The organism is Marinibaculum pumilum (assembly GCF_042646425.1).
GTDB classification, from domain to species: domain Bacteria; phylum Pseudomonadota; class Alphaproteobacteria; order Ferrovibrionales; family Ferrovibrionaceae; genus Marinibaculum; species Marinibaculum pumilum.
Genome location: NZ_JBHRTR010000028.1, coordinates 763503 through 787961 on the forward strand (window position 1 = coordinate 763503; position 24459 = coordinate 787961).

General features: G+C 67.5%; 29 protein-coding genes. 15 read left to right on the top strand and 14 right to left on the bottom strand.

The window, feature by feature from the left end:
* The first annotated feature begins 81 nt into the window (after positions 1 to 81).
* The 11 genes from ACFOGJ_RS16215 to ACFOGJ_RS16265 all read left to right on the top strand — a co-directional run bounded on the left by ACFOGJ_RS16215 (position 82) and on the right by ACFOGJ_RS16265 (position 11956).
* Positions 82 to 1536 carry a hypothetical protein gene (locus ACFOGJ_RS16215; RefSeq protein WP_379902238.1) on the top strand — a complete coding sequence of 485 codons (1455 nt, stop codon included), beginning with the start codon at positions 82 to 84 and terminating at the stop codon, positions 1534 to 1536.
* Positions 1536 to 1982, top strand: a complete 447-nt coding sequence (locus ACFOGJ_RS16220; protein WP_379902240.1) for a GNAT family N-acetyltransferase — start codon at positions 1536 to 1538, stop codon at positions 1980 to 1982. The genes ACFOGJ_RS16215 and ACFOGJ_RS16220 overlap by 1 nt, the downstream gene beginning before the upstream one ends.
* Position 1983: 1 nt before the next feature.
* The gene (locus ACFOGJ_RS16225; protein WP_379902242.1) at positions 1984 to 4275 is read left to right on the top strand and encodes a tail fiber domain-containing protein; all 2292 of its coding nucleotides are present in this window, start codon (positions 1984 to 1986) and stop codon (positions 4273 to 4275) included.
* Positions 4262 to 6079: a hypothetical protein gene (locus ACFOGJ_RS16230; protein ID WP_379902244.1), complete on the top strand. Its 1818-nt coding sequence runs from the start codon at positions 4262 to 4264 to the stop codon at positions 6077 to 6079. Before ACFOGJ_RS16225 ends, ACFOGJ_RS16230 begins: the two co-directional genes overlap by 14 nt.
* On the top strand, positions 6066 to 8333 hold the full coding sequence (locus ACFOGJ_RS16235) for a hypothetical protein (RefSeq protein ID WP_379902246.1): 2268 nt from the start codon (positions 6066 to 6068) through the stop codon (positions 8331 to 8333). Before ACFOGJ_RS16230 ends, ACFOGJ_RS16235 begins: the two co-directional genes overlap by 14 nt.
* 274 nt (positions 8334 to 8607) lie before the next feature.
* Positions 8608 to 9276 carry a hypothetical protein gene (locus tag ACFOGJ_RS16240; protein WP_379902248.1) on the top strand — a complete coding sequence of 223 codons (669 nt, stop codon included), beginning with the start codon at positions 8608 to 8610 and terminating at the stop codon, positions 9274 to 9276.
* Positions 9273 to 10259, top strand: a complete 987-nt coding sequence (locus ACFOGJ_RS16245) for a hypothetical protein (protein ID WP_379902250.1) — start codon at positions 9273 to 9275, stop codon at positions 10257 to 10259. Before ACFOGJ_RS16240 ends, ACFOGJ_RS16245 begins: the two co-directional genes overlap by 4 nt.
* A 3-nt stretch (positions 10260 to 10262) precedes the next feature.
* Positions 10263 to 10676: a hypothetical protein gene (locus ACFOGJ_RS16250; protein ID WP_379902252.1), complete on the top strand. Its 414-nt coding sequence runs from the start codon at positions 10263 to 10265 to the stop codon at positions 10674 to 10676.
* Positions 10677 to 10819: 143 nt separating this feature from the next.
* Positions 10820 to 11086: a hypothetical protein gene (locus ACFOGJ_RS16255; protein ID WP_379902254.1), complete on the top strand. Its 267-nt coding sequence runs from the start codon at positions 10820 to 10822 to the stop codon at positions 11084 to 11086.
* Positions 11086 to 11496, top strand: a complete 411-nt coding sequence (locus tag ACFOGJ_RS16260; RefSeq protein ID WP_379902554.1) for a D-Ala-D-Ala carboxypeptidase family metallohydrolase — start codon at positions 11086 to 11088, stop codon at positions 11494 to 11496. The genes ACFOGJ_RS16255 and ACFOGJ_RS16260 overlap by 1 nt, the downstream gene beginning before the upstream one ends.
* Positions 11462 to 11956 (top strand): hypothetical protein, encoded by a 495-nt coding sequence (locus ACFOGJ_RS16265; protein WP_379902256.1) that lies wholly within the window; start codon positions 11462 to 11464, stop codon positions 11954 to 11956. The genes ACFOGJ_RS16260 and ACFOGJ_RS16265 overlap by 35 nt, the downstream gene beginning before the upstream one ends.
* 164 nt (positions 11957 to 12120) lie before the next feature.
* Here ACFOGJ_RS16265 and ACFOGJ_RS16270 read toward each other — a convergent pair whose 3' ends face one another.
* The 8 genes from ACFOGJ_RS16270 to ACFOGJ_RS16305 all read right to left on the bottom strand — a co-directional run bounded on the left by ACFOGJ_RS16270 (position 12121) and on the right by ACFOGJ_RS16305 (position 15738).
* The gene (locus ACFOGJ_RS16270; RefSeq protein WP_379902257.1) at positions 12121 to 12363 is read right to left on the bottom strand and encodes a hypothetical protein; all 243 of its coding nucleotides are present in this window, start codon (positions 12361 to 12363) and stop codon (positions 12121 to 12123) included.
* 466 nt (positions 12364 to 12829) lie between these two features.
* On the bottom strand, positions 12830 to 13099 hold the full coding sequence (locus ACFOGJ_RS16275) for a hypothetical protein (protein ID WP_379902259.1): 270 nt from the start codon (positions 13097 to 13099) through the stop codon (positions 12830 to 12832).
* Positions 13092 to 13481, bottom strand: coding sequence for a hypothetical protein (locus tag ACFOGJ_RS16280; RefSeq protein ID WP_379902260.1), 390 nt, complete (start codon positions 13479 to 13481; stop codon positions 13092 to 13094). Before ACFOGJ_RS16280 ends, ACFOGJ_RS16275 begins: the two co-directional genes overlap by 8 nt.
* 188 nt (positions 13482 to 13669) lie before the next feature.
* On the bottom strand, positions 13670 to 13912 hold the full coding sequence (locus ACFOGJ_RS16285) for a hypothetical protein (RefSeq protein ID WP_379902262.1): 243 nt from the start codon (positions 13910 to 13912) through the stop codon (positions 13670 to 13672).
* A gap of 77 nt (positions 13913 to 13989) precedes the next feature.
* Positions 13990 to 14319, bottom strand: a complete 330-nt coding sequence (locus ACFOGJ_RS16290; protein ID WP_379902263.1) for a hypothetical protein — start codon at positions 14317 to 14319, stop codon at positions 13990 to 13992.
* A gap of 2 nt (positions 14320 to 14321) precedes the next feature.
* Entirely contained in the window at positions 14322 to 14474 is a 153-nt protein-coding gene (locus ACFOGJ_RS16295; RefSeq protein ID WP_379902265.1) for a hypothetical protein, read from the bottom strand.
* Positions 14475 to 14502: 28 nt separating this feature from the next.
* A complete protein-coding gene (locus tag ACFOGJ_RS16300; protein WP_379902267.1) occupies positions 14503 to 15129 on the bottom strand; it encodes a hypothetical protein in 627 nt (208 codons plus the stop codon).
* A gap of 78 nt (positions 15130 to 15207) precedes the next feature.
* The gene (locus ACFOGJ_RS16305) at positions 15208 to 15738 is read right to left on the bottom strand and encodes an ASCH domain-containing protein (protein WP_379902269.1); all 531 of its coding nucleotides are present in this window, start codon (positions 15736 to 15738) and stop codon (positions 15208 to 15210) included.
* Between the two features lie 430 nt (positions 15739 to 16168).
* Here ACFOGJ_RS16305 and ACFOGJ_RS16310 point away from each other — a divergent pair, with 430 nt between their 5' ends.
* From ACFOGJ_RS16310 to ACFOGJ_RS16325, 4 genes are all read left to right on the top strand, one after another.
* A complete protein-coding gene (locus ACFOGJ_RS16310; protein ID WP_379902271.1) occupies positions 16169 to 16591 on the top strand; it encodes a group II truncated hemoglobin in 423 nt (140 codons plus the stop codon).
* A 41-nt stretch (positions 16592 to 16632) separates the two neighbouring features.
* Complete coding sequence (locus tag ACFOGJ_RS16315; protein ID WP_379902273.1) at positions 16633 to 17151, top strand: CreA family protein; 519 nt, start codon at positions 16633 to 16635, stop codon at positions 17149 to 17151.
* Positions 17152 to 17229: 78 nt separating this feature from the next.
* Entirely contained in the window at positions 17230 to 17622 is a 393-nt protein-coding gene (locus tag ACFOGJ_RS16320; RefSeq protein ID WP_379902275.1) for a nuclear transport factor 2 family protein, read from the top strand.
* A 49-nt stretch (positions 17623 to 17671) separates the two neighbouring features.
* A complete protein-coding gene (locus ACFOGJ_RS16325) occupies positions 17672 to 18544 on the top strand; it encodes an alpha/beta fold hydrolase (RefSeq protein WP_379902277.1) in 873 nt (290 codons plus the stop codon).
* On the opposite strand, the gene ACFOGJ_RS16330 is transcribed toward ACFOGJ_RS16325, so the two are convergent.
* The 6 genes from ACFOGJ_RS16330 to ACFOGJ_RS16355 all read right to left on the bottom strand — a co-directional run bounded on the left by ACFOGJ_RS16330 (position 18541) and on the right by ACFOGJ_RS16355 (position 24427).
* Positions 18541 to 19440: a LysR family transcriptional regulator gene (locus ACFOGJ_RS16330; RefSeq protein ID WP_379902279.1), complete on the bottom strand. Its 900-nt coding sequence runs from the start codon at positions 19438 to 19440 to the stop codon at positions 18541 to 18543. The two genes, ACFOGJ_RS16325 and ACFOGJ_RS16330, sit on opposite strands and share 4 nt — an antisense overlap.
* Positions 19441 to 19468: 28 nt before the next feature.
* Entirely contained in the window at positions 19469 to 20473 is a 1005-nt protein-coding gene (locus ACFOGJ_RS16335) for an NAD(P)-dependent oxidoreductase (RefSeq protein WP_379902281.1), read from the bottom strand.
* A gap of 10 nt (positions 20474 to 20483) precedes the next feature.
* A complete protein-coding gene (gene phnE, locus ACFOGJ_RS16340; RefSeq protein WP_379902282.1) occupies positions 20484 to 21302 on the bottom strand; it encodes a phosphonate ABC transporter, permease protein PhnE in 819 nt (272 codons plus the stop codon).
* Positions 21303 to 21342: 40 nt separating this feature from the next.
* A complete protein-coding gene (gene phnD / locus ACFOGJ_RS16345) occupies positions 21343 to 22212 on the bottom strand; it encodes a phosphate/phosphite/phosphonate ABC transporter substrate-binding protein (RefSeq protein WP_379902284.1) in 870 nt (289 codons plus the stop codon).
* Positions 22213 to 22271: 59 nt separating this feature from the next.
* Positions 22272 to 23048, bottom strand: a complete 777-nt coding sequence (phnC, locus tag ACFOGJ_RS16350; RefSeq protein WP_379902286.1) for a phosphonate ABC transporter ATP-binding protein — start codon at positions 23046 to 23048, stop codon at positions 22272 to 22274.
* Between the two features lie 146 nt (positions 23049 to 23194).
* On the bottom strand, positions 23195 to 24427 hold the full coding sequence (locus ACFOGJ_RS16355; RefSeq protein WP_379902288.1) for an acyl-CoA dehydrogenase family protein: 1233 nt from the start codon (positions 24425 to 24427) through the stop codon (positions 23195 to 23197).
* Between the last annotated feature and the right edge of the window lie 32 nt (positions 24428 to 24459).

The window sequence follows — 24459 nt, forward strand, 5'->3', positions numbered from 1 at the left end:
GGCCGCAGACCTTCCCGCTCCCGCTTCGGCTTGATCCCTGCCCCAACTGGAGGCTGGGACACGTTCTCTCCCCTTGAAGGGATGCCGCCGAACAATGCGGTCCGGCTGGACAATTTCTTCCCCGAAACGCTGCGGGTGAAGATCCGCGGGGGGCATACGTCTTACGCAACCGGGGTGGCGAGTTCGACGGCGTCGGTGGAGACGCTGATGGAGTATTCCGGGCTGTCCGGCAAGAAGCTGTTCGCCATCGCTTCCACCGCTGTTTACGACGTGTCGAGTTCTGGGACGGCTTCGTCGTCGCTCACGGGTCTTTCCAATGCCCGGTGGCAGCATACGGTGTTCACGCCGAACGGGGGGACGCCGACGCTGATGATGTGCAACGGGGTGGACACTCCGCGACAGTATGCGGGGTCTGCGTGGTCCACGGTGTCGATCACGGTTTCGGCCGGGTCGGCGGGGGAACTGATCCACGTCGCAAGCCATGCCAACCGGCTTTGGTGGACGCGCAAGAACAGCATGTCTGTCTTCTACTCCGCCCAGGCCGGGGCCTTGTCGGGGGCGATGAAGCAGCTGAACTTGGGGCCGATCTTTGACGAGGGCAGCTACCTCATCGGGACGGCGTCATGGTCGCGGGATTCCGGCGAGGGCCCGGACGACCTGGCGGTGTTCCTGACCGCCAACGGCGAAGCAGCGGTCTATTCCGGCACCGATCCCGGCAGCGCCAACACGTGGGCGCACGTGCAGACATACCATCTTCCCAGGCCCATCGGACAGCGCCCGTTCATGAAGTTCCGGGGGGATCTTCTCGTGCTGACAGAGGCCGGGGTTATCCCGTTCTCTCAGGTGCTTTCTACGGGCTTCGTGAACCCTGCGGAGCAGGGGCTGAGCGCGCGGATCGCGAAAGCGTTCAACGACGCTATCCGGGCCGGTGGAAGCATTTTCGGCTGGGGTGCCTGCTACTACAAGCGGGGGACACAGATCCTGTTCAACGTGCCGGTGAAGGACGGGGAGACCTATCACCAGTACGTCATGAACACTCAGAATTACGCATGGTGCCGGTACATCGGCATGAACGCGGTTTCTTGGGCGACCTATAACGACGACCTGTACTTCGGCGGCACGGACGGGACCGTCTACAAGGCGGACACCGGGACTTCGGACAACGGCGCGGCGATCCGGGGGGACATTCGGACAGCGTTTTCCAGGTTCCGGGAGCCGAGGAAGAAGCACTTCCACATGATCCGGCCGCAGATCACCTCCGATGGAAGCCCGATGATCGCGGTAGGGCTGAACATCGACTTTGCGGACAAGTCGCCTTCGTCGATCCCGACGACTGCAAGCGGCGACGGGGCGACGTGGGACGTGTCGGAGTGGGATCAGGCCGATTGGGCCGGCGGTGAACAGGTGGTCACTCCCTGGCTGAATGTGCAGGGGATCGGGCAGTCCGCGTCCTTCGCGCTGCGGGTGGATGTGTCGGACATCGAGGTCGGGTTGAACGCGGTGGATGTGCTGTTCGAGCCGGGGGAGTACCTGTGATGGACTTCGTCTTCGTGGAGCAGCCGGACCACAAGGCCATGTTGGTTGCATGGCTGATGGAGCGCATCCCGACCTTCCCTCCTCCGCCGAACGAGGCATCGTTTCAGGGTGCGGTGATGCTGTCCGGTGATCGGATCGTCGCCGGCTGCGCCTATCACCGGTATGCGGACAGGTTCAAGGGGATCGAGGTGACGTTCGCGGCTGATAACCCGATGTGGTGCCGGCCGGGGAACGTGGAGAAATGGTTTGCGTATCCGTTCGACCAGCTGGGTTGCGAGCGGATCACGATGACGATCGCGCGGCGGAACAAGCGTGCGCGGGTCATGGCGAAGAAGATGGGCTTCCGCGAGGAAGGCATTGCAAGGAAGGGGTTCTATCCCGACGACGCAGTCATCTACGGGCTGCTGAGGACGGACCAGGCCGCCGGAAAGTATATCGGAGGCTGACATGTCACTTGGTGGCGGTGGTTCCGCGCCGACCCCGAACGCCTCTCAGGTGTCGGGGGAGCAGGCGGCGGCGAATGCAGATACTGCGCGGCTACAGGCTCAGCTGAACCGGGTCAATCAGCAGACCCCGTGGGGGTCGGTCACCTACTCGCAGGAGCTGACCCCGGCGCAGCAGCAGGCGCAGGAGCAGTATCAACAGCAGCTCCAGCAGTACAACAACGTCACCCTTCCGCAGTGGCAGCAGGCGCAGAGCGGCCGGCGCCAGGTCGGTATCGGCAATGACGGACAGCCCGTCTATGAAGGCGCCGATCCGGGGCCGATGCCGCAGGCCCCGACCGCCCCCGAGATCGCCAACGACCAGTGGACGCAGACGGTCACGCTGTCGCCCGAACAGCAGGCGATGCTGGAGCAGCAGAACCAGCTGTCTTCGTCCCTCCTGGGGCTGGCGCAGGGGCAGTTGGGCCGGATCGGCAATTCCGTCTCCCAGCCGTTCAGCCTTGGCGGGTTCCCGGCGCAGGTCTCGAACGTGGGGCAGACCATCGGCGGGCAGGGTGGCAAAGGGTTGCCACAGCAGCAGTCCACGATGCCCGACCGAATCACGCCGGAGATGATGAACTCCGGCACTCCGAACTCCCCTGTGGGCAGGCAATTCTGGGAACTGTCCGGAAACAGCACTCCGCCCGCGAACATGGGGACCGGAGTTGGGGGCATTCTGGGCGCGCAGACAGCGGCCCCCGCGGCATACTCCCAAGGCTCCGCGGTCCAAGCCCTCGACGCCCTATCCCCGCAGCTGCAGAACAATCCCAACGCAGCGCAGGTACAGGCGAAATTCTTCGCCGACCAGGACCCGCGCGGATTGGCAGATATCCTGTCGTCCAGCACCCCCCTCGGCGGGATGGCGCTGGGGAACATCGGCAACGCTCTGCAGACCAAGTACGGCACCGGGTCCGGGAATGCCGTGTCCGGCCTTCAGGAACTCTCCGCGCGGCTCCAGAACGCCCCTGCGGGGACGGACGTTGCCGGCGAGCAGCGAGCCTTCATCAACTCTCTCTCCGGCGGGGATCTGGCGGACATTCTGCGCTCCCCGCAGGCCGGGCAGTTTGGGCAGGGCATCCGCAGCATCATCGGGACACGGATCAACGACCTTGCCGCGGCGGCGGATCGGCCGGACCAGGGCGCGGGGCAGATCCAGCGACAGATTCCCACCCAATCGCTGCCGCAGATGCCCAGCATTGCCCCCATGCTTCAGTCCCTCGCAGGTGGTACGGGAGGGGTGACGCAGGAGCAAGATCCCTACCAGACTGCCCTGCAGAGGCAGAGGGTGGAAGATGCGCTGTACGAGCGCGCGTCGGCCCGGCTTGATCCGCAGTTTGAGCAGGCCCAGAGCAGCCTGCACAACAGCCTCGTGAACCAGGGCATTTTCCCCGGCCAACCCGCATATTCCAAGGCCATGGAGGACTTCGGGCGGACGAAGAACGACGCCTATTCCTCCGCGGTCAATGACGCCATCCTGGCCGGCGGTGGAGAGCAGTCCCGCCTGTTCGGGCTGGGATTGGCCGGAAGGCAGCAGGGCTTTGACGAGGCGTTGGCCTCGGGGAATTTCGCCAACCAGGCGCAACAGCAGGCATACGGGCAGGCGAGCAACACCCGGTCCCAGCTGTTCAACGAGCAGATGCAGTCCGGCCAGATCGGTTTCAACCAGGCGCTGGCGAATGCGAACCTGCAGAACCAGGCCAGGGCGACGGCCATTCAGGAAGCCCTGTTGCAGCGGTCCCTGCCCCTGAACGAACTCGCGGCCTTCATGGGGTCCAGCCAAGGCGTTACCGCGCCTCAGTACGCCGCTCCGGCTCAGGTGGGCGTGTCGCCTGTGGATGTGAGCGGGAACTACTGGAACAGCTACACGGCGCAGCAGAACGCCCAGAACGCCAGGAATGCTCAGTCGGGGCAGATGATGAGCAGCCTGTTCGGCCTTGGCGGCCAGATCGGTGCAGCGGCCATCATGTCGGACAGGGAGATCAAGCGCGACATTCGACCGATCGACCCGGTGAAGGTGCTTCATGACGTGGTGTCCCTGGATGTCCCGGCCTGGAAGTACAAGACCGTGTTCGACCAGAGCGCACGCGAGCATATCGGGCCGATGGCGCAGGACTTCGCGGAACGGTGGGGCGGGAACCCGCAGATGATCCAGAGCCATGATGCCATCGGTGTGCTGTTCGCCGCGGTGAAGGGCCTTGCGATCCAGCAGCAGGAAATCCTCTCCGAACTGAGGGAGCTTCGGCATGGCCGGGATTAACTACGTCAACCTGTTCGGCGCACCTGCCCAGCAGGCCCCCCTTGCCCCTGTGATCCCCGTACAGAGGATCGCGGCCCAAGCGCCTATGACACCCGCCGCAGGCGCCCTGCAGGGCCTCAGCAGCGCCGCAGGGTCCATCATCGCGGCATTGTCCGGCCAGAAGAAGGAACAGGCCAACCAGGCCGTGGTGGACGCCCTGATGCAAGCGCAGAAGGGATGGACGGCGCCGGATGACATCTACGCCGGGTCGCACCGCTCGCCGGAGCAGATCGCGGCTGATCCGAACACGCAGGCCATGCTGGGCGGTGTGGACGCGGAGCTTGCACGTGTGGCGGGGCGGATGGGGCAGCAGGCCCCGCAGCAGATCACGGCCGATCCTGGACAGCAGGGGGCGATGGCGCAGGGACAGCCCGGTGTGCCGCAGGCCGCGCCCATTCAGCCGGTGCAAGTTCAGCCTCTGACCGGCACCAGCGGGGGCGACACGCTTGTGCCGTCCCCGAACGATCTGGCCGAAGATCCGCAGGGCACGATGGGCGATTTCCGCCGGAACATGGCCGCGTATGAGACGCGCGACATTGGCAAGCTGAACCCGCTACAGGAGACGCGGCCGGGACAGATGATCGCGCAGGCATTCTCCGATCAGGCCCCCGCGGCACGGACCTCCTATCTCTCCCCGCCCATGCGCGACCAGGGGGCGAAGGTGGCGTCCGCGGGCGAGACGGCGCCGGGCACGACCGGCGTTCCCGCAGCCCTTGCCAGCCTCCAGCACAAGGCACAGGAGAACCCGGAACTGGCCTCCTATCTGCAAGGCCCGATGCAGAACATGCAACTGCTGCAGTTGCAGCAGCAGGAGGATGCGCGGTTGCGGAAGCAGGAGTTGCAGGACCGCTGGACCGCGCCCACCAGTGCGGAGCGGGAGGCGCAGCGGATGGGTCTGCAACCCGGCACGCAGGCTTGGAAGGACTACCTCGCCGGGAGTAAGCCGCAGACGAACGTCAACATCAATACCGGGGCGAGCGCGAAGGAGTTCAACGAGGCGGAGGGCAAGCGCCTGTCCGAGCAGTTCGGCAAGATCCAGGAAGGCGCTGGGGTCGCTGGCGACCAGCTGGGCAAAATCCAGCTGTTGCAGTCGATCAATGACAGGGCGGCGGCCGGGGCCACGGCCGATATCGAGGTGGCGTTCAAGAACGGCCTGTCGTCGATCTTCGGCAAGGATTACCTGTCGTCTCTCGGCATCGACACGGATACCTCGCTGGAAGGCATGTTCAAGAGCCTGTCCGTCGATTTGGCGATGGGGCAGCGGGTAGCCGGGACCGGCGCCATGTCGGACAACGATTTCCGGCAGTTCCAGAACGTGGTCGGCGGCGGCCTGACGAACTCCCGAGAGGGCCGCGCCGCGGCTCTGGCATGGCTGGAGGCGGCGCAGGAGCGCAAGCTTCAGATGGCCGAAACCGCTTACGAGTACCTTGGCGATAACGGCGTCTTTGACGAGCGCGGCTTCTTGAAGGAATGGCGCGGCTATATCCGGGACAACCCGCTGCTGACCGACGAGCAGTTGCAGGAGCTGCGGGGGCTGGCGAAAACGCGGCCGGCGGGGGCGGCAACGACAGAAACTGACCCAGCTGCCCTGCAGCGGCAACGGCAGGGCCAGACCGCCGCGGATATCCCGCCAATCGTCTTCAACCGTCCCGATGCAGCGGCGTCTTGGTTGAGCCAGCAAGACCCGGCGTGGTTGGAGACGCTGGACCCGCAGACGATGCAGCGCATTCTGGACCAGGTGGACCGCGCCAATGGCAACCGTTGAAGACTTGCGCGCCGCGCTTGAACGAAAGCGCCAGCAGCCTCAACCGGCCCCGCAATCCGTTGGCGGCGCCATCATGTCGGCCGCAGAAGGCGTCGGGGACGCCATCGGCGGCGCCGCAGATGCCACATGGGACTTCCTGACCGGCCAATCCGAGAAGGAATTCCAGGACGTGCCCGACGTGACGGACACGCTGTGGAAGATGCGCCTCCGGCAGATGAACGAGAATGCCCGGAATTATCTCGCGGAACCCGCCAGGCCGGAAGAGAAAGGCGTCGCCAATGCCCTGTTGGGCACGACCTTTTCCCTGGAGCAGCCGGAGCGCGAGCAGGTCATCCGGCAGAACATGCCCGGCGCTGTGTTCGGCACGGACAGGCCATATGGCAACCCGATGGTGGCCTTCCCTGACCAACCGGGAGAACCTATCGCCTACCTCAACCAGCCCGGCCTGTCGAACGCCGACGCGGCCAATCTCGGCGCGGGGGCATTGCTGGGCAATCCGATCGCTAAGGGGCTTGCCCCTGCGGTGAAGATGCTTGGCGGGGGATGGGTGCCCCGCATCCTCGGCGGCGGCGTTCTCGGCGGCGGCACTGAGGCTGGTATGACCGCGGCGGCAAACCAGCAAGGGGCGGAGACCGGATTCGACCCGGCACGCACTGGCACGGCGGCGGCGTTCGGCGCTGTTGGGGAGCCGGCCATGTCCGCTCTTACCGCCATGGGGCGGAAGCTGTATCGGATGATCCGCGGAAATCCGCAGATCGTGCAGAACGGCCAGTTGACCCCGGAAGGCGTCAGGGCGGCAATCGCTGCCGGCGTCCCTGAGGGGCAGGTCGATGCGGAGTTCGCGAAAGCATATGCCCGCCTGCGTGGAAAGCTGGAGACGCCGGAGCAGCGGGGCGTCTATGCGGAGGCGCAATCCTTGCCTGAGCCGGTTGATCTGACCCGCGGGCAGGTGACGCAGCGTGCCGCAGATCAGCGATATGAGAGTTCGCTGCGCAAGGGGGATTTCGGGCCGGAAGCTGCGGACGAAGCGGTTCAGTTTGCCGGCCGGCAGTCCGGGCAGCTTCAGCGCAATGTGGATCTGATCCGCAATCGGCTGTACGGCGCCGATGCGCCTGTGGACGGCAACGATTTGTCCACGGTCGGCGGGCGGGTGCAGTCTCGGCTTGACGAGATCAACGCAACCCTGAAGGAGCGCGAGAACGAACTGTTCGACGTGGCGCGCGCGGCCAAGGCGTTCGTGCCGCAGGAGGACACGGCGCGGCTGTTCATGGGCGCCAGGGACGATCTGGTACAGGACTTCAACCTGCGGAACGTGCCCCAGGTTGGCAATCATCTCCGCGACCTCGGGGAGATCGTCACCAAGGCCGGGCGGGTGACGGGCGAAGAGCCTGCCGTGTTCTTCCGCGACCTTGAAGCATGGCGTCGACAGGTCACGACAACGGCGCGGACCAGTTCTGACCCGTCCATTCGCGCGGCCGCCTCGCGCCTGCGGGAGAGCTACGACAAATGGGCCGATCAGATGGTGGACGAAGCCAAGCTGATTGGCGACCAGGACGCCGTCATGGCTTGGAAAGCGGCGCGCAATGCGACCCGTGAGCGGAAGGAGCTGTTCGAGGCCAAGGATCTTGTCCAGCAACTGAGCGACGGCACCTTGGACCCCGCCGCGGTCACACGGAAGTTGTTCGCGGCCTCGGCAACTTCCCTTGGTGGTCGCCGCCCGCGCATCGCTTCCGAGATGCGCAAGGTCCGTCGCCTACTCGGCCGCGACAGTGAGGAATGGCGGGCGGTGAAGGATGAAGCCTTCCTGCGGTTTGTCCGCGCCGGCACCAACACATCCGACAACCGGACCTATGAATTCTCGGGCGTGAAGTTCGGGAAGGCGTGGAATCAAGCCCTGCAGGACAATCCGGAGATGATGGGAGTTCTGTTCACGCCGGACGAGAAAATGCTGATCGCCAAGTTCGGGCGGGTGATGGATCGGGTGACACGGACGGTGGAAGGCGGGGCAAACTACTCCAATACGGGTCACACCAACCTCGACACTCTGACCCGGGCACTGGCCGCGCTTGGCATAGGGGAGAACATGGTGGGGCGCATCCTCGGCGCCTTCCGGCCGACTGCGCAACTTCTTGCCCGACCGGGGGCGAGGGGGCGGCTACAAGCGATCCCTGCGACCCCGACGCCGTTTGGCCCTGGCGGGATCTATGGAGGCGTCGGTGGGCCGCCCCTCCTGGATTCCGTCATCTCTGACTAGCCAGAAGCGATCCGGGTTGTCGATCATATGCATGATGTCCACGCCGTAGTGGAGCCGAAGAAAGCCCCAGAACAGGCCCATTCCAAAGATCCCGCCAACGGCGAACCCGACGCCCCAATAGTAGAAACCGAAGATCATGAAGCCGGCACCGCCGATGACGACGGCTCCTGCAACGAGGGCGGCTAGGATCTTCCTGAACATCGCTTAAAGGTGGCATCCGCCATCACGCAACGCAAGCCGCATCCGTGCGGCTTTTTTCGTTGGAGAACAGCCCATGCCCCGTGACGGCTCCGGCAACTACAGTCTCCCATACGATTGGGAGGCCGACCGGGACAACAACATCAAGATCCGGGCTGACCGGATGATGGCACAGCAGGAGGATATCGGGACGGCCCTTACCGGCTCGATGCCTCGCGATGGTCAGGCGGCGGCGACTGGCGTCCAGAACATGGGCGGGTTCCGGGTTTCCAACGTCGGCTCAGCTACGTCGGCGACCGACGCGCTGAACCGGCAGACAGCGGATGGGCGCTACAGCCAGCGGCCGGGCAGCACCACGGACAACCAGCTTGTGCGGTTCGACGGCACCTCCGGCACGCTGCAGGGGACCGGGATCACGGTCAACGACAGCGACCAGGTGAGCGGCGCGAAGTCGGGTGGCGCTGACTATACCGGCACGTCGAACAGCATGGTCGCCGCCGATATCGGCTGTGCGGTGACGGTCAGCAATGGCAGCGCGAATACGTTCTCGCTGCTGGCCGCTGCCACCGCCGGCCGGTGTACGGTGCTTGTCGTCCAGACGGGGGCCGGACAGACCACCGTCGATGTGTCCGGCGGCGGCACCCTGAACGCCCCAAATGGCGCGAAAATCAGCCAGCAGCACGGCATGGCCACCTGCTTCTGCAACGGAACGGCGTGGTGGATCGGCGGGGATGTGACCTCATGACCGCATTGCCGATGGGCCTGTTGCTGGAAGCCGCCCGGCGGCTGGCGGCGCCCGCCCACGCCAAGCCGGGGCACAACGGCGGCCCCGCGCTGGACGATGACGCTCCGTGCAAATATCGCCTGACGCCGGAGGAACTGCGCGCAACTTTCCCCGAGCTGGACATGCTCGGGCTCATGGCGATGGTGACGCCGGGGTCGGCGTTCACGCCTGTCTCTGATGTCTACACTACACCAGGGGCAGGCAGCGACAGCATCCCATCGGGTGCGACCCAATATGCCGCGATGGCGATTGGCGGCGGTGGCGGCGGTGGCGGCAACGGCGGGTCTGGCGGCGGCGGCGGCGAGGCGCGGTTGCAATCCACGGCTGCCATCGGGTCATCGATCTCATCCACCTTCAATTACACTGTGGGGGCCGGCGGCGCCGGTCGGGCCGGTGGTGTCGGCGGCAACGGCGCGACCGGCGGCAGCACGACTGTATTCACCGGAGATTCGGCCCAGATCGTAGCCATTGGCGGGTCCGGCGGCCCCGGCGATGGCGGCGGCGGCGCAGGCGGGGCAGGCGGCACTGGCGGGTCCGGCGGCGACACGGCCAGGACCGGCGGCCAGGGCGGCACATGTGCATCCGCGGAGGCTGCCGGCGGCGGGGGCAGTGCAGGGGCCGGCGGCAACGGATCGGCGGGCGGCAATGCCTCCGCCAATGCATCCGGCATGTATGCCTCGGGCGGTGGCGGTGGTGGCGCGGGTGCTGATACTGCCCTGTCCGGCACCGGCGGCGGCGGTGGCGGCGCGGCCTCGTCGTCTACGCCCGGCACCGGAGGGGCTGCTGGGTCCAATGGCGGCTCGGCGGGCGCTGCTGGAACATCCGGCGGCGGCGCGACGGGCGGCGCAGGTGGCAACTACGGTGGCGGTGGTGGCGGTGGCGCGGCGAGCCTCGGTGATGGTGGCGCCGGGGCCGGCGGCTGCATCGTGATATCCTGGACTTGACCAATGCCCCGCCAGCGCCTCGCCATCCGCCAGATCCAGGACGACACCTTGGAGGCCGGGCAGGAGATCGTCAGCTTGGCCAGCCTGGCCGCGCAGCAGGCGGTCTTGCTCACCCAACAGGCGGCCCTGGTGGCGCAGATCGACGCAGCGTGGGACATCCTGACCGACTGGCGCGCGTCCGCGATCATGGTCCTGGACGGACACGATACCCGGCTGGACAGCCTCGAATCCTCCGCGCTCGCCTTCGACGGGCGGGTGGATGCGCTGGAGGCGGACTTGGCAACGCTGACGCAGCAGGCAACAGCAGCGCTGACATCGCAGGCCGGCCGCATCTCGGCACTGGAGACATGGCGCACGCAAGCGACTGCGGCCGTGCAGGCGCTGGCCGCGCGCGTGACGGCGCTTGAAAATCAGTAATCCGCAGCCGGCCCCGAGGCTCGCACACCTCGGGACCGACCTAACCACCAACCCCACACGGAGGGGCCAATGGCTGATACCAGCGTAACCGGAGGCGGACGGGCTGTCCTGCCGAATCTGCGCCCGGCATTTCGGGGACCCCAATGACTGAGGATCATGAGGCGAGGCAGATGGCGTCAGCAGCACGACAGCAGATCCAATCCCATGAGGAGCGGTGCGCGGAGCGCTGGACCGAAGCGCGGGACCAGCTCAAGACGCTCAACGGCCGGTGGTGGTGGCTGCTGACCTCGATCATTGCTGCCGGCTCCACGATCGCCGGGGGCTTTTTCGTGCTGTGGCAGGATCTGCAGCAAACCCTTGCCACAATCCAGGTGACGCTTGCCCTGCTGCAGCGGGCGACGGGGGGGTGATGATGATCCTGCGCTCAGAGTATGCGCGCCCGCATTTCCGCTGGGACGAACTGCGCTGCCGGGGCTGCAACGGGTCTTGCAGCTACTCCGTGGACGGGAAGCCGCTCGCCAACCCGACCGAGCGGTCGCTGGACAAGCTGGAAGCCCTCCGCGTGGCTCTGGGTGTGCCCCTGCACCTCAACTCCGCCAGCCGGTGCCCGCTCCACAATGCCCGCGTCGGGGGTGCGCCCCTGAGCCAGCACCGGGCTACCAGCACCCTGCAGTCAACGGCCTTCGACATCATGCTGACCAAGGGTATCGACAAGTGGGAACTGATCCGGGCGGCCGAGGAAGTCGGCTTCGGCGGGATCGGGGTCAACTACCGCAGCTTCGTCCATGTGGATGATCGCGGGCACAAGGCGAGGTGGTGACATGCTCGAAATGCTATTCTCTGCCCTGTTCGGCGGCGCTACCGGACTGATCGGGACCGTCATCGGCAAGGTCTTCGGCTGGCTGGAATTGCGCGAGAAGCGCAAGAACATGGTCATCGAGCAGGCCCATGAACTGGCGCTGTTCGACCGGCAGGCGAGCTTGCGTCGCTCCGAGATGGAGAACGAGGCCGCGATTGCCGACACTGCCGCCTGGCAGGCCGGGAGGGTGGAGAGCTACCGGCACGACATGGCGGCCGGGGAAACGTACAAGTGGGTGGCGTCCATCATCCGGCTTACCCGCCCGGTGCTGACCCTGCTGCTGATCGGCCTGACCGCCTACGTCTTCATCCGGGTCGGGGATCTCGGCATACAGGCGGACATCACCGCGCAGATCGTCTATCTGGCCTCTATGGCTGTCGCGTGGTGGTTCGGGGACCGGGCGCCACAGCAGAGGCGCTAGGCTCCATCAGGTGGTCAAGATTCGGGTAGTCGTCGGGGATGGCGAAGTTCTCCAGCGCGGTGCGGGCGCTGGCCGGCAATTCGGTGACCAGCAGCCGTTTCCGCAGATCTGGTCCCTTGGGTCCGTCGAATTCCATCACCCTATCCTCTGAGGTAGACCGCTGGTCAGACCGGCCGCAGCGGCAAGTCATCCAGGCACAGGAAGCCGACGCAGTGGGCCGCGACTCCGCCGTCAGTGTGCTCGGGGAACTCCCAATGCGGGAAGAACGTCACATCCCGGACGGCCTCTCCCTTCGGCGTGATCCGGTAGGCCATGCGGGATGCATCGTATTCGAGCAGGCCGAGTTCGTGCGCCTGACGAAAGGCGTAGCGCATGTGCCAAGGAGCGTCGAGATCCAGCGTGTACATCCGTTGCCTCTCTGAGGTAGACCGCCCCGGCACCGTTGCCAGTACCGGGGTGGTCCGTGTCGCCGGGATTGCACATCGTATCCGACGATGCCCCGGACAGGATTGATGCAGGCGGGCCGGGCGTTACTCCGGCTACGTTCCATGCGAGAGGCAATACATTTCTGCAAGCCCGCACTCCGCGACGGCTAGGCCACATGAAACATCCCGCCGACTGGCGCTTCCACTTTCAGCGCCGCCGCCTGCCCTCACAATATACCAAGCCCTTGACTCCAAAGCAAGAATCGGGGATGATGATCGTCCGTGGGTCTCCCAGCACCCCTGACATGGAGACATCTGGCCCGGCACTACGGCTGATGAGCCGAAAGGCGAAACCGCTTTGCGGTCCCGTGGAGTGGCCCCAGCCGGGGAATAACTGGCCACCTAGGGGGTGCATCTTCCCCGCGACGCTCCGGTGTCGCGGCCCTTGCTACTCCCCGAGGGCGCCGTTGAGCGTGTTGATGATGCCGCGGCCCCGGTGCGTACCTTCGTTGGCCATGGCGATGTAGTGCTTGGCGACCATGCCGGCATAGCGCATCTTTTCCAGCTCTGCCCGCAGCCTCTCGCACTCCGCCTCCAGCTTCTCCAGCCTGTCAGCGGCGTCATGCAGGTCATCGGCAATTGGCGGGTCGCTGTCCCGGTGCTCGGCCTCCCTCCGTCGCAGGTAGGCCACCAGCTCTGCCGTGGTGGGGTCAGTCATCGTCCCAGCCTCTCGGGTCATCAATGGGGCAGTGGCGCCCGCTCTTGTAGGGCTCGCCGTCCAGATGCTGCGGACATAGCGGGTGGGCGCACTCCCCGTCGCTCCTGGCGGCCTGACACACGGTCGGCGGCACGGCGGCCCATGCTTCGCGCGCGGCGCGCTTCTCGGCCTCTGCGGCGGTTCTCTGCCCCTCCAGCCACTCCCTATAGGCGGAGATGGCGGCGAAGGTCGCGCTCAGAACGCGCGCCCGCAAATGAGCATATCGAGGCCGCATCATTGCATGCTCAAATGGCACGTCCGCGTAGTCTGTGCCGACGATCAGATGCGGATACAGCATGGGCGCCACCGCCTCTATGGCGACCTCATCCTCTGGTGTCGTCATCGGTCGCCTCCTTGGGGTGGTGTTCGCCGCACCATAGGCCGCCGTCCGTGAGCGGCCATCGCTGTTCGACGTGGAGCACATTGCGTCCCGCGTCTCGATAGGCGAGAACCGGCGGCGGAAATCGGCGGCATTGGCCAGCGTTCCTTTGTTCCGTCTCTTTCCACCACCTGCACGTCTCGCACGTCGGCCTATCCACGGCTGCGCTCCAGTGCGGCAAGGAGGGCGTCGGCGTGCAGCAGGGCATCATGGGCGATCCCCGGCGCCTCGCAGTCGTGCGGCCCGCTCGCAAGCAACCCCTGCATCGCCAGCCCGGCGTAGTATTCCCGCAGGGTCATGCCGGCCTGCCCGCCGTGGGTCCGGTCGCCTGTCGGGAATGCTTCCTGGTCGCCGCGCGGTCGATGGTCGCGCCACGGCTTCTGTTCCTCGCTCACCTTCGCCTCCTTCTTCAGCAGGCAGCCCGGCGCCGCACACGGCGCGTCCGAGAAGCCGTTGCACATCCGGCACCACATCACCTCTTCTCCCCCTCTGCGCGGGCGATGGCGGCCTCTGCCTGCTCCACCGCATCGCCGATCGTGATGCTGGACGGAATGCCGATAGCCGCGACCAGGCGCTTGCACGCCGCCAGCAGGTCGGGCGCGGCGGCGATCAGGCGGGCATTGGCCTTGCTTTCCTTGTTGAAAGCGGCATCGCCATCCACCTTGCGGTCAACGGGCTGCCTGTAGGCAATGCAGTTGACATTGCAGATCAACCGGCCTTCTGGCGATGCGACCACCGGAAGGCCGGCGACCGAAGAAATCTGAGCAGCGGCGATCCACGGCCCCTCAGTATGTCCTGCCATCGTCATCCCTCCTGGGTGGGCTCGTAGGGGTCACCGCCGAACCGCAGCCCGCATGCCGGGCATCTGGCCCTGTCGTTGTCCATCCGCTCCGAGATGTCGTAGGCGTCGTCTTCGCCAACCTTGTCGCCGCACAACGGGCAAGATTCCGTGTCCATCGTATCTCTCCTGGGTTATCCGCTGCGGTCAGGCGGCGGCCTTTATGGCGGCACGAAGCTGGACGACCAGTTGACTCTCCGAGCCTTCCCCGCCAATGAACGGAATGCCGAGTTCTGCGTTGAAGGCCGCGATATGCAAAAGGTCTGGCATTCCAGCCAACTCCTCCATGTCTGCAAGAAAGGCGGCAGCAGCAGTGCGCAACTCATCGCGTTGCTGGATGCTCTTTTCCAGGCTCTTGCGCAGGGCCTCATTCTGGCGCTCGGCTGCCGCCGCGAAGTCAGTCTTCTTGAAGGTTTCCGCGAACGGCTCTGGAACAGGGTCGGGGTTGGCCCATGCATCGTCGCAAAGACCGTCCGGCGTGTGATAGCCGAGCATGCCGACCACGAAGTTCTGCACCATCGCGTCCGGGTCAATATCTTCGGCTTTACCGTTCATCGTGGCACCGCGGATTGCGTAGCGGGCCGCCGCACAGATCATGTCGGCAAGATCGTGATGCCGCGGATTGTCGGTCCCGCAGCGGAACGGCATGGGCGGCGGCGAATAGCCTTCGTTGGCGTAGAGCCAGTGGTCTTTCGGCAGGGGCGTCGATAGTGTTGCCGCAGCACTCCCGTCCGGCAGGATCAAGACTTCGGGTTGACACTTTTCCTCAGACATCGCAGTTCTCCGTGGTCGGGTTGACAAATTCCGTGGTGCCAAGCCCAAGTAATCATTGGCTCAGCGGCTATCTCTTAATCAGCGGGGCGGGAGCTGCGCCATCACTTCAGGCGGCACACTGAAAAACCCCAGCGCACCCCTGCACGGGACCGGCCGGCACGGCCTGGCGTTGGTCAGCACGAAGCCGTAGGGGCCGTAAAACCAAGGGCTGGGATGCCCCTGCACACAGTCGGTGATGACTGCCCGGCCGACGATGCAGCCGAGGGCCTTTTCCGACTGATAGCGCGCGAGCAGTGGATCACCGGCACCCGGTCTGTTGTCGCCGCCTTGATGGAGAATGTCGCTCAGCACGCCGAGTACATCGTCGCGTTCTTCCCGCTTGCCGGCGTGGATCCAGACCGGACCACGGAACGGCGTCCACCAGGATCGGTTCTCGACCGGCTTCCACCCGTTCACGATGGCGAAGGCATAGGGCTGCCGGATGGAGAGACACTTCTCCACCGGACGCCCCGGAATCCCGTCGCCCGCGGATTGTCTCTCTGCACCCTCGGAACCGCAGGAATCCGCGGAAATGGGATTCCGCCCCTGGGCACGATCGGGGGCGGTCATGCCGGCGCCTCGTCGCGCGAATCCCAGCCACAATCCGGGCAGGTCAGGAAGGCGTTCTCACAAGCGGCACAGGGCGGCCGAATATGGCAGCAGCAATCGCCGTCCGGCTGGATGACGATGCGCCCGCAGCAGCCGTCGCGGCGGCAGAGCGCGCCTTCATCGGTGCCGACCTGGCTTTCCCACCCATCCGCCAACCCCTTGATATCGCTTGGGCTGGTTTCGGCCGGAATGTGGGAAAGCTGGCGGTTTTCCGCGCCTTCCCCTACATTCCTAATCTGAGGGTCGGGGGTTCGAATCCCTCCGGGGTCACCATTCTTCGCGTTTGTCCAGTCCGGACACATAGGTGACAGATCGTACCTGAGACATGGGTGACGGCGGCGCCGTTGTGCAGCCGGCCTGCGCCCCTTTCCCGAAGGCCAGCGAGGCGGAAATGACGGAACCGGCCGGCGAGACGCCGATCTTCGAGCGGATCGGCGGGGCCGCGACGGTGGACCGGCTGGTCGACCGCTTCTACGACCGCATGGACAGCCTGCCCGAGGCATCCGGCATCCGGGCCATGCACGCGCCGGACCTGGGGCCGGTGAGAGAGGTCCTGAAGCGCTATCTGGGAGAATGGCTGGGCGGCCCGCCGCTCTATTCGGCGGAGCGCGGCCATCCGCGGCTGCGGCAGCGGCATCTGCACATCCCGATCGGCGCGGCCGAGCGCGACGCCTGGCTCCTGTGCATGCAGGGCGCGCTGGAGGAGACGGTGGCGGATCCCCAGCTGCGCGCCGGCATCTATGACGCCATGGCGCGCCTTGCCGACTGGATGCGCAACATTCCCGAAGACGGCAGGGATCAGGCAGCGCCCTGACGGGTTCTGTCCTGCGACCCCTGCAAGGAAGAGGCGCAGCGATGCCATTGATTCCCCGCTCCGCGGCCGGTGCCTTCGTGACGCTGGCCCTCGCAATCCTTTGCGCCCCCCTGGCGGCAGAGGAGATCGGCAGCGTCGACACCGCCTGGAAGCTGATCGGCCCGAACCACAAGATCGTCATCGAGGCGTTCGACGATCCGGACATTCCCGGCGTCGCCTGCCATGTCAGCCGCTCCCGCAAGGGCGGCACGACCGGCTGGCTGGGCCTGGCTGAGGAGACGTCGGATGCATCCATCGCCTGCCGGCAGGTCGGCCCGATCACCCTGCCGACGCGCGAGAAGGATGGCCGCCAGGTGCCGGACCTCCGGCGGCTGCACGACCGGGAGGTCTTCTCCGAGGGGCGCTCGCTGATCTTCAAGTCGCTGCAGGTGCGGCGCTTCTGGGACCCGGCGCGGCGCACCCTGGTCTACCTGGTCTATTCCGACAAGCTGATCGACGGTTCGCCGAAGAATGCGCTCTCCACGGTGCCGGTGATGCCCTGGGGCGGTGGCAGGGAGTAAGCCGGTCCGGCCGGCATAGCCCTGGTCTCGTGCGCTGCCGGATGGACAGCCCGTTCGCGGCGCCACTAGGATGCCGGCATGAAGACGCTCACCGAGGGCCAGCTGATCGAGCTGGTGGAACGCGACTATTTCGGCAATGTCGACGCGAAGGACCTGGAAGGGGTCCTGAGCGTCCTGGCGCCGGATGCGCGGCTGACGGTGAAGACTGCCGCCGTCATCCATGAGGGTCGGGATACCGGCATCCGGCGGATGCTGACGGATTTCCTCGCCGCCTTCCGCGAAGGCTGGCACGGCGATTTTGCCCATGTCGTGGATGTGCCGAACCAGCGCATCGCCAGCCGCTTCGACGTGCGGCTGGTCGACCATGGCGGCGCGGTCAGCACGGCCAGCAATGCCAATTTCTTCCAGATCCGCGACGGGCTGATCGCCGAGATCTTCGTCTACATGAGCATCGAGAACGTCCTGAAATAGGAGGCGAGGCCCGACGCAACCCGACGGCAGGGAGGAAGCCGCTATGCCGATGGCGCAGAGCGACGGCGCCCGCATCCACTACGACAGCTTCGGCGAGGGCGAACCGGTCCTGTTCATGCACGAATTCGCCGGCGACCATCGCAGCTGGCTCGACCAGGCCCGCTGGTTCGCCCGGGGCCGTCGGGCGATCTGCCCGGCCGCCCGCGGCTATCCCCCTTCGGACGTGCCGGAGGCCGCGGAGGCCTATGGCCAGCGCCTGGCCAATGCCGATGCGCTGGCCGTGCTGGATGCCCTGGAACTGGAGCGGGCGCATGTGGTGGGCCTGAGCATGGGCGCCTACACCGCCCTGCAGCTGGCGATCTACCATCCGGCACGGGTGCGCAGCGTGGTGGCCGCCGCAGGCGGCTCAGGTGCCTACAAGCCCACCCGCGATGCGTTCATCGCGCAGACCCTGGCCATGGCCGATGCGATTGCCACCGCCGGCAAGCTGCCGGTGGAGGAGATGGGCACCACCGCCACCCGCATCCAGCTGCTGCGCAAGGATCCGCTGGGCTGGGCGCAGTTCTGCGCCAACCTGTCGGAGCATCCCGCCACGGGGGCGGCCAATACCCTGCGCGGGGTGCAGGCGGCGCGCCCCTCGCTGTACGACCTGGAGCGGGAGCTGGCGCAGGTCGATGCGCCGGTCCTGCTTCTGGTCGGCGACGAGGACGAGCCATGCCTGGACGTGAACCTCTGGCTGAAGCGGATCATGCCGACCGCCCGCCTGCAGGTGATGCCCGGTGCCGGCCATGCCCTGAACCTGGAGGAGCCGGCTGCCTTCAATGCGGCTGTGGCGACCTTCCTGGACCTGGTGGAAACGGGGCGCTGGCGGCCGCGCGATCCGATCGCGCAGCCCGGCGCCGACATGTACCGCGGACGCTAAGATACCGCCGGGCCGGTTTCGCCGGGCGTGCTGCCGGTGCGGTCCAGCAGATGCGCCGCCAGGCGTGCGGCCGGTGCGGTCTCCGGCAGGTCCTGCGGCAGCACCAGGCGGGTCTTCTTGGCCAGCGGCGGCCCATCCAGGGCGACCGCAGCCAGACTGCCGGCGGCAAGTTCGTCGGCGACCGTCGCCGCCAGCACCAGCGAGGCGCCGCGACCGGCGCGCACCGCACGCTTGACAGCCTCCGTGCTGCCGAAGCCGCCGACCGTCCGCAAACCGTCGGCCAGGTCGCCCAGCCGTTCGCGCAGCAGCCGGCCGGTGCCCGTGCCAGCTTCGCCGCCCAGCAGCGGCATCGTTGGCAGTTCCGCCGGGGCGATCCGTCCGCGCACCGCCCAGGGGTGACCGGGCGCCACGATCAGGACCAGCGGCTCCACCCGCCAGGCCTGCGCGGTGAAGCCTGGCCGGTCGTCCCACCATTCCATCAGGGCAAGGTCGGCCGCGCCGCGCTCCAGCCGGTCGGCGACCGCGGGGTTGGCACCGATCCACAGGTCGACCTCGCGGCCGTCCCGGTCCCGGAATCCGGCGAGGGGCGCCTGCAGCATGTAGGTGCCGATATTGCTGGCGGCGGCCAGCTGCAGCGCGGCGCCGGCAAGCTGCGCCCGGGCGCGGGCCTCGGTGGCCAGCAGCGCCTGCGCCAGCGGGCGGAAGGCGGCCCCCTGCACGGTGGGCAGCACCGGCCGGCGGCCGCGGGCCAGCAGCGGCGCGGCCAGTTCCGCCTCCAGCTGGCGGACATGCTCCAGGACGGTGGAAGGCGAGAGGTCCAGCAACCGCGCGGCGGCGCGCAGGCCGCCCTGCTCCAGGACGGTCAGGAAGGTCCGGACATGGGTGAGGTTCAGCATCGGCTGCGCGGCGGCAATCGTCGGCGTCTCATCGGGGGTCGTTGACGGCGCAGCGTGGCACCCGGCCGGCCAGCGCGTCCAGGATGCTTTCCGCCGCCGCCAGCTCGATGCTGCGCCGGGCGGCGGTCGTGGCGGAGCCGACATGCGGCGTCAGTACGGTGGGGGCGCCGGGGGCGGTCAGCCGCGGGTCGATGCCGCGTGGCCGGTCGGCCTGCGCCCAGTCCTCGCAGGCGAACACGTCGGCGGCGTAGCCGGCCAGGCGGCCGCGCTCCAGCGCGTCGGCGACCGCTTCCTCGTCGACCAGGGAGCCGCGCGCCGGATTGACCAGCCGGGCACCGGGCTTCATCTGCGCCAGGGCCCCGGCATCGATGACATGGCGGGTCCGGTCGGTCAGCGGCAAAGCCAGCACCACATAGTCCGACACGGCCAGGAGTTCCGGCAGGGCGCGGAAGCTCACCGGTTCTCCCGGCAGACCGGCGGGCCGGCCGGCCGGCGCCTGCAGGTCGTGCGCCAGCAGGTGGCAGCCGAAGCCATGCAGGCGGCTGGCGATGGCACGGCCGACCAGGCCATAGCCGACCAGGCCGACTGTCATGTCCTGCAGTCCGCAGCCATACAGGCGCGGCCGCCAGCCGGCGAAGCCGTGCGCGCGGATGCCGCGATCGCCCTCCAGGATGTGGCGGCCCAGCGCCAGCATCAGGCCGATCGCCAGTTCCGCGGTCGGCGCGGTCAGCAGGTCGGGCACGATCGCCACCCAGACGCCGGCCCGGGTGGCGGCCTCCAGATCGATATTGTCATGCCCCTTCAGCGCCGCGCCGATCACCTTCAGCCGCGGCGCGGCGGCGAGCAGCTCCGCATCGATCCGGTCGGTCATGAAGGCCATCAGGCCGGTGGCCTCCGCCAGCGCGGCCCGCAGCTGCGGTTCCGGCCAGGGTGTCTCGCCGTCATTGGCCGCCACGCGGACCGCCTGCATCAGCCGGTCGCGCGTCTCGGGGAAGATGCGGTTGGTCACCGCGACAAGCTCGTCCTGCGCCATGGCGGCCCCGCTATTTCAGCGCCCGGCGCAGCATGGCGCCGATGCCGTCGACCATGGTCACGCAGACCAGGATGCAGATCAGGATCGCGGAGACCTGGGCGTAGTCCAGCACCCGCAGCGAGGCGATCAGCTCGAAGCCGATGCCGCCGGCGCCGACCGCGCCCAGCACGGTGGAGGCGCGGAAATTATATTCCCAGCGGTAGATCGTGGTGTCGGCCAGCTGCGGCATCACCTGCGGCAGCACCGCGTGCCAGATCACCTGGAAGGGCGTGGCGCCGGCCGCGCGTGCCGCCTCGATCGGCTTCGGGTCGACATGCTCGATGCTCTCGGCGAAGAACTTGCCCACCATGCCGATGGAATGCAGTCCCAGCGCCAGGACGCCGGGCATCGCGCCGAAGCCGACCATGGCGACGAAGATGATCCCCATGATCAGTTCCGGCACCGAGCGCAGCAGGTTCAGCAGCAGCCGCGCCGCGTGATAGACGCCGCCGTTCGGCGTCGTGTTGCCGGCCGACAGCAGCGCGACCGGCAGCGACAGCGCCACCGCCAGCGCGGTGCCGGCCACCGACATCGCCAGGGTGTCCGCCAGCGGCCGCAGCCACTGGCCGAAGCGTGCGAAATCCGGCGGGAACATCTCCGACGAGAGCTGCACCACCGCCGGCCAGGCATCGGCATAGCGGTCGAGATCCAGCATGCCGGTCAGCCAGAAGGCCAGCAGGACGGCGCCGCCGATGGCGCCGAGGACGGCGCCGCGCTTCGCACGCGCGGCACCGTCCCTGGCCAGGATCTCCAGATGGCTGTCTTCGGCGAACGGCCTGTCGAGGCTCATCCGGTCGTCCTTTCGCGTCCGTCCGTCCCGGCCTGGGGGCTCAGTTCATCTTCGCCAGGTCGAGGTTCAGGATCTGCGCGGTCTCGCGCAGCACGTCATAGGCCTGGTCGTCGGTGGCCGCGAAGCCCTCGGCGCGGAAGGACTTCAGGATCGCGGGGTCCTTCATCTCCAGGAAGGCGGCGCGGATCTGCGCCTTCAGCTCCGGCGACAGCTCGCCCTGCATCACGATCGGATAGTTCGGGATCGGCTTGCTCTCTTCCAGCACGACGACCTTTGCGGGATCGATGGTGCCGCGCTCTACCAGCTTCTTGTAGATCTCCTCGCTCATCCCGCCGGCCTGGACCTGGCCGGCCTGGACCGCGCGGGCGACGGCGTCATGGGTGCCCAGATGGGCGAACGCGTAGTCGGTGCCGGCGGTGAGCCCCTTGCCCGCCAGCAGGGCCCGCGGGATCAGGTGGCTGGAGGTCGAGGCGGGATCGCCGAAGCCGAAGGTCTGCCCCCTGATGTCGGCGATCGCCTTCACCGGGCCGGCCGGATTGGCGATGACGACGCTCTGGTAGGTCGGCGAGCCGCCCTTCACGCCGACGGCGAACGGCTCGATCGCCGCCGCCTTCGACTTCGCCAGCACGTAGGAGAGCGGGCCGAAATAGGCCACATCGATACGGTTGAAGCGCATCGCCTCGATCATCGAGGAATAGTCGGTGGTGACGATCAGCTCGACATCCCTGCCCAGCGCCTGTTCCAGATAGTCCTTCAGGGGCTGCGCGTTCTGGATGATTGTGGAGGCGTTCTCGTCCGGCAGAAGCGCGACCTTCAGGGTCTCCGGATCCTCGGCCCGGCCCGGCATGGCGCCGGCGCCGGCCGCAATGACGGCCGCCGCCGCGGCGGCCAGGAATGTCCTACGCTGCATCTTCCACTCCCTCGGTTGGCCCGCATGTCTTGCGGGCGGGTGACGGGATCGGCCGGCAGCTATTCGGCCGCTGCGGCCAGCCGTTCGGCCCCACCGGCCGGTGCCGGTCCGGCATAGATCTCCTGCAGGATGCTGTCGGTCAGCCCGTCGGGCGCGCCATCGAAGGCCAGCCGGCCGTCGGTCAGGCCCAGGATCCGGTCGGCGAAGCGGCGGGCCAGGGCGACCTGGTGCAGGCTGACGATGGCGGTGATGCCGTCCTCGCGGCAGATCCGGAACAGGTCGCCCAGCACCCGCTCCGCGGTGGCGGGGTCGAGGCTGGCGACCGGCTCGTCCGCCAGCACGATGCGCGGTTCCTGCGCCATGGCACGGGCGATGCCCACCCGTTGCTGCTGGCCGCCGGACAGCCGGTCCACCCGTTCCAGCGCGCGGTCGGCCAGGCCGACCCGGTCCAGCGCCTGCAGCGCCAGCAGGCGGTCGTGGCGGGGCAGGGGCAGCACGGTGCGCAGGCCGGGATGCGCTGCCAGGCGGCCGGTCAGGACGTTGCGGAGCGCGGTCAGGCGGCCGATCAGGTGGTGCTGCTGGAAGATCATGCCGGTGTCCCGGCGATGGCGGCGCAGCGCGGCGGCGGAGGCGAAGATCGGCCCCACCCCCTCGGCCTCGACGGTGCCGCGGCTCGGCCGGACCAGGCCGTTCAGGCAGCGCAGCAGGGTGGATTTGCCGGCGCCCGACGGCCCCAGCAACACCACCAGCCGGCCGCGCGGGATCTCCGCGCTGACCGGCTGCAGGGCCTGCACGCCGTTGGGGTAGGTGACCGCCACCTGGTGGAGGTTCAGCATCGCCGCCTCGTTCGGAAAATCAGAACGAACAACCGATATGTTCTGATTTCGACGCTAGCAGCGGCCCGTGACAGTCGGATGACGCGCCGTATGAAATCTTGATGACAGTTTGCGGGAGCCGCCGGCCGGCGGCTCCCGGGATCGCCTCAGGCCGCCCTGGCCGCGGTCGCTTCCGGCGCCAGGGCCGCCAGTTCCAGCCGGCCGATCTGGTTGCGGTGCACCTCGTCCGGGCCGTCCGCAAGTCGGATCGAGCGGGCCTGGATGTAGTAGCGGGCGAGGTCGAAATCCTCCGTTACGCCGCCGCCGCCATGCATCTGGATCGCCCAGTCGATCACGCGGCAGGCCATGTTCGGCGCCACCACCTTGATCATCGCGATCTCCTTGCGGGCGGCCTTGTTGCCGTAGCGGTCCATCTTCCAGGCGGCATGCAGGGTCAGCAGGCGGGCCTGGTCGATGGCGCAGCGCGCCTCGGCGATGCGCTCCAGGGTCACGCTCTGCGCCGCCAGCGGCTGGCCGAAGGCGGTGCGCGACCGCGCCCGGCGGGCCATCTTCTCCAGCGCCCGCTCGGCCAGGCCGATCAGGCGCATGCAGTGGTGGATGCGGCCCGGTCCCAGCCGGCCCTGCGCGATCTCGAAGCCGCGGCCCTCGCCCAGCAGCATGTTGGCGGCCGGCACGCGGACATCCTCGAACAGCACCTCGCCATGGCCGTGCGGGGCGTCGTCGAAGCCGAACACGGGCAGCATGCGCAGCACCTTCACCCCGGGCGCGTCGCGCGGCACCAGGATCATCGACTGCTGGCGGTAGCGGTCGGGATTACCGGCATCGGTCTTGCCCATGAAGACCATCACCCGGCAGCGCGGGTCGCCAATGCCGGAGGTCCACCATTTGCGGCCGTTGATGACATAATCGTCGCCGTCGCGGCGGATCTCGGCGGCGATGTTGGTGGCGTCGGAGGAGGCGACCGCCGGCTCCGTCATCGCGAAGGCCGACCGGATCCGGCCGTCGAGCAGCGGCTCCAGCCATGCATTCTTCTGTTCCGGCGTGCCGTAGCGCTCCAGCACCTCCATGTTGCCGGTGTCGGGGGCGGAGCAGTTGAACACCTCCGCCGACCAGGGCACCCGGCCCATGATCTCGCACAGCGGCGCATAGTCGAAGTTGCTCAGGCCGGCACCCAGGCTGGAGTCCGGCAGGAACAGGTTCCACAGGCCGGCGGCCTTCGCCTTCTCCTTCAGCTCCTCGATCAGCGGCACCGGCTGCCAGCGGTCGCCCTCGGCGACCTCGGCATCGAAGCGCGCCTCGTTGGGGTAGACATGCGCTTCCATGAAGACGGTCAGCGCCTGCTGCAGGTCCCTGACCCGGTCGGTGAATTCGAAGTCCATGATCCGCTCCCGCGTTGTCCGTTGTCCGGTTG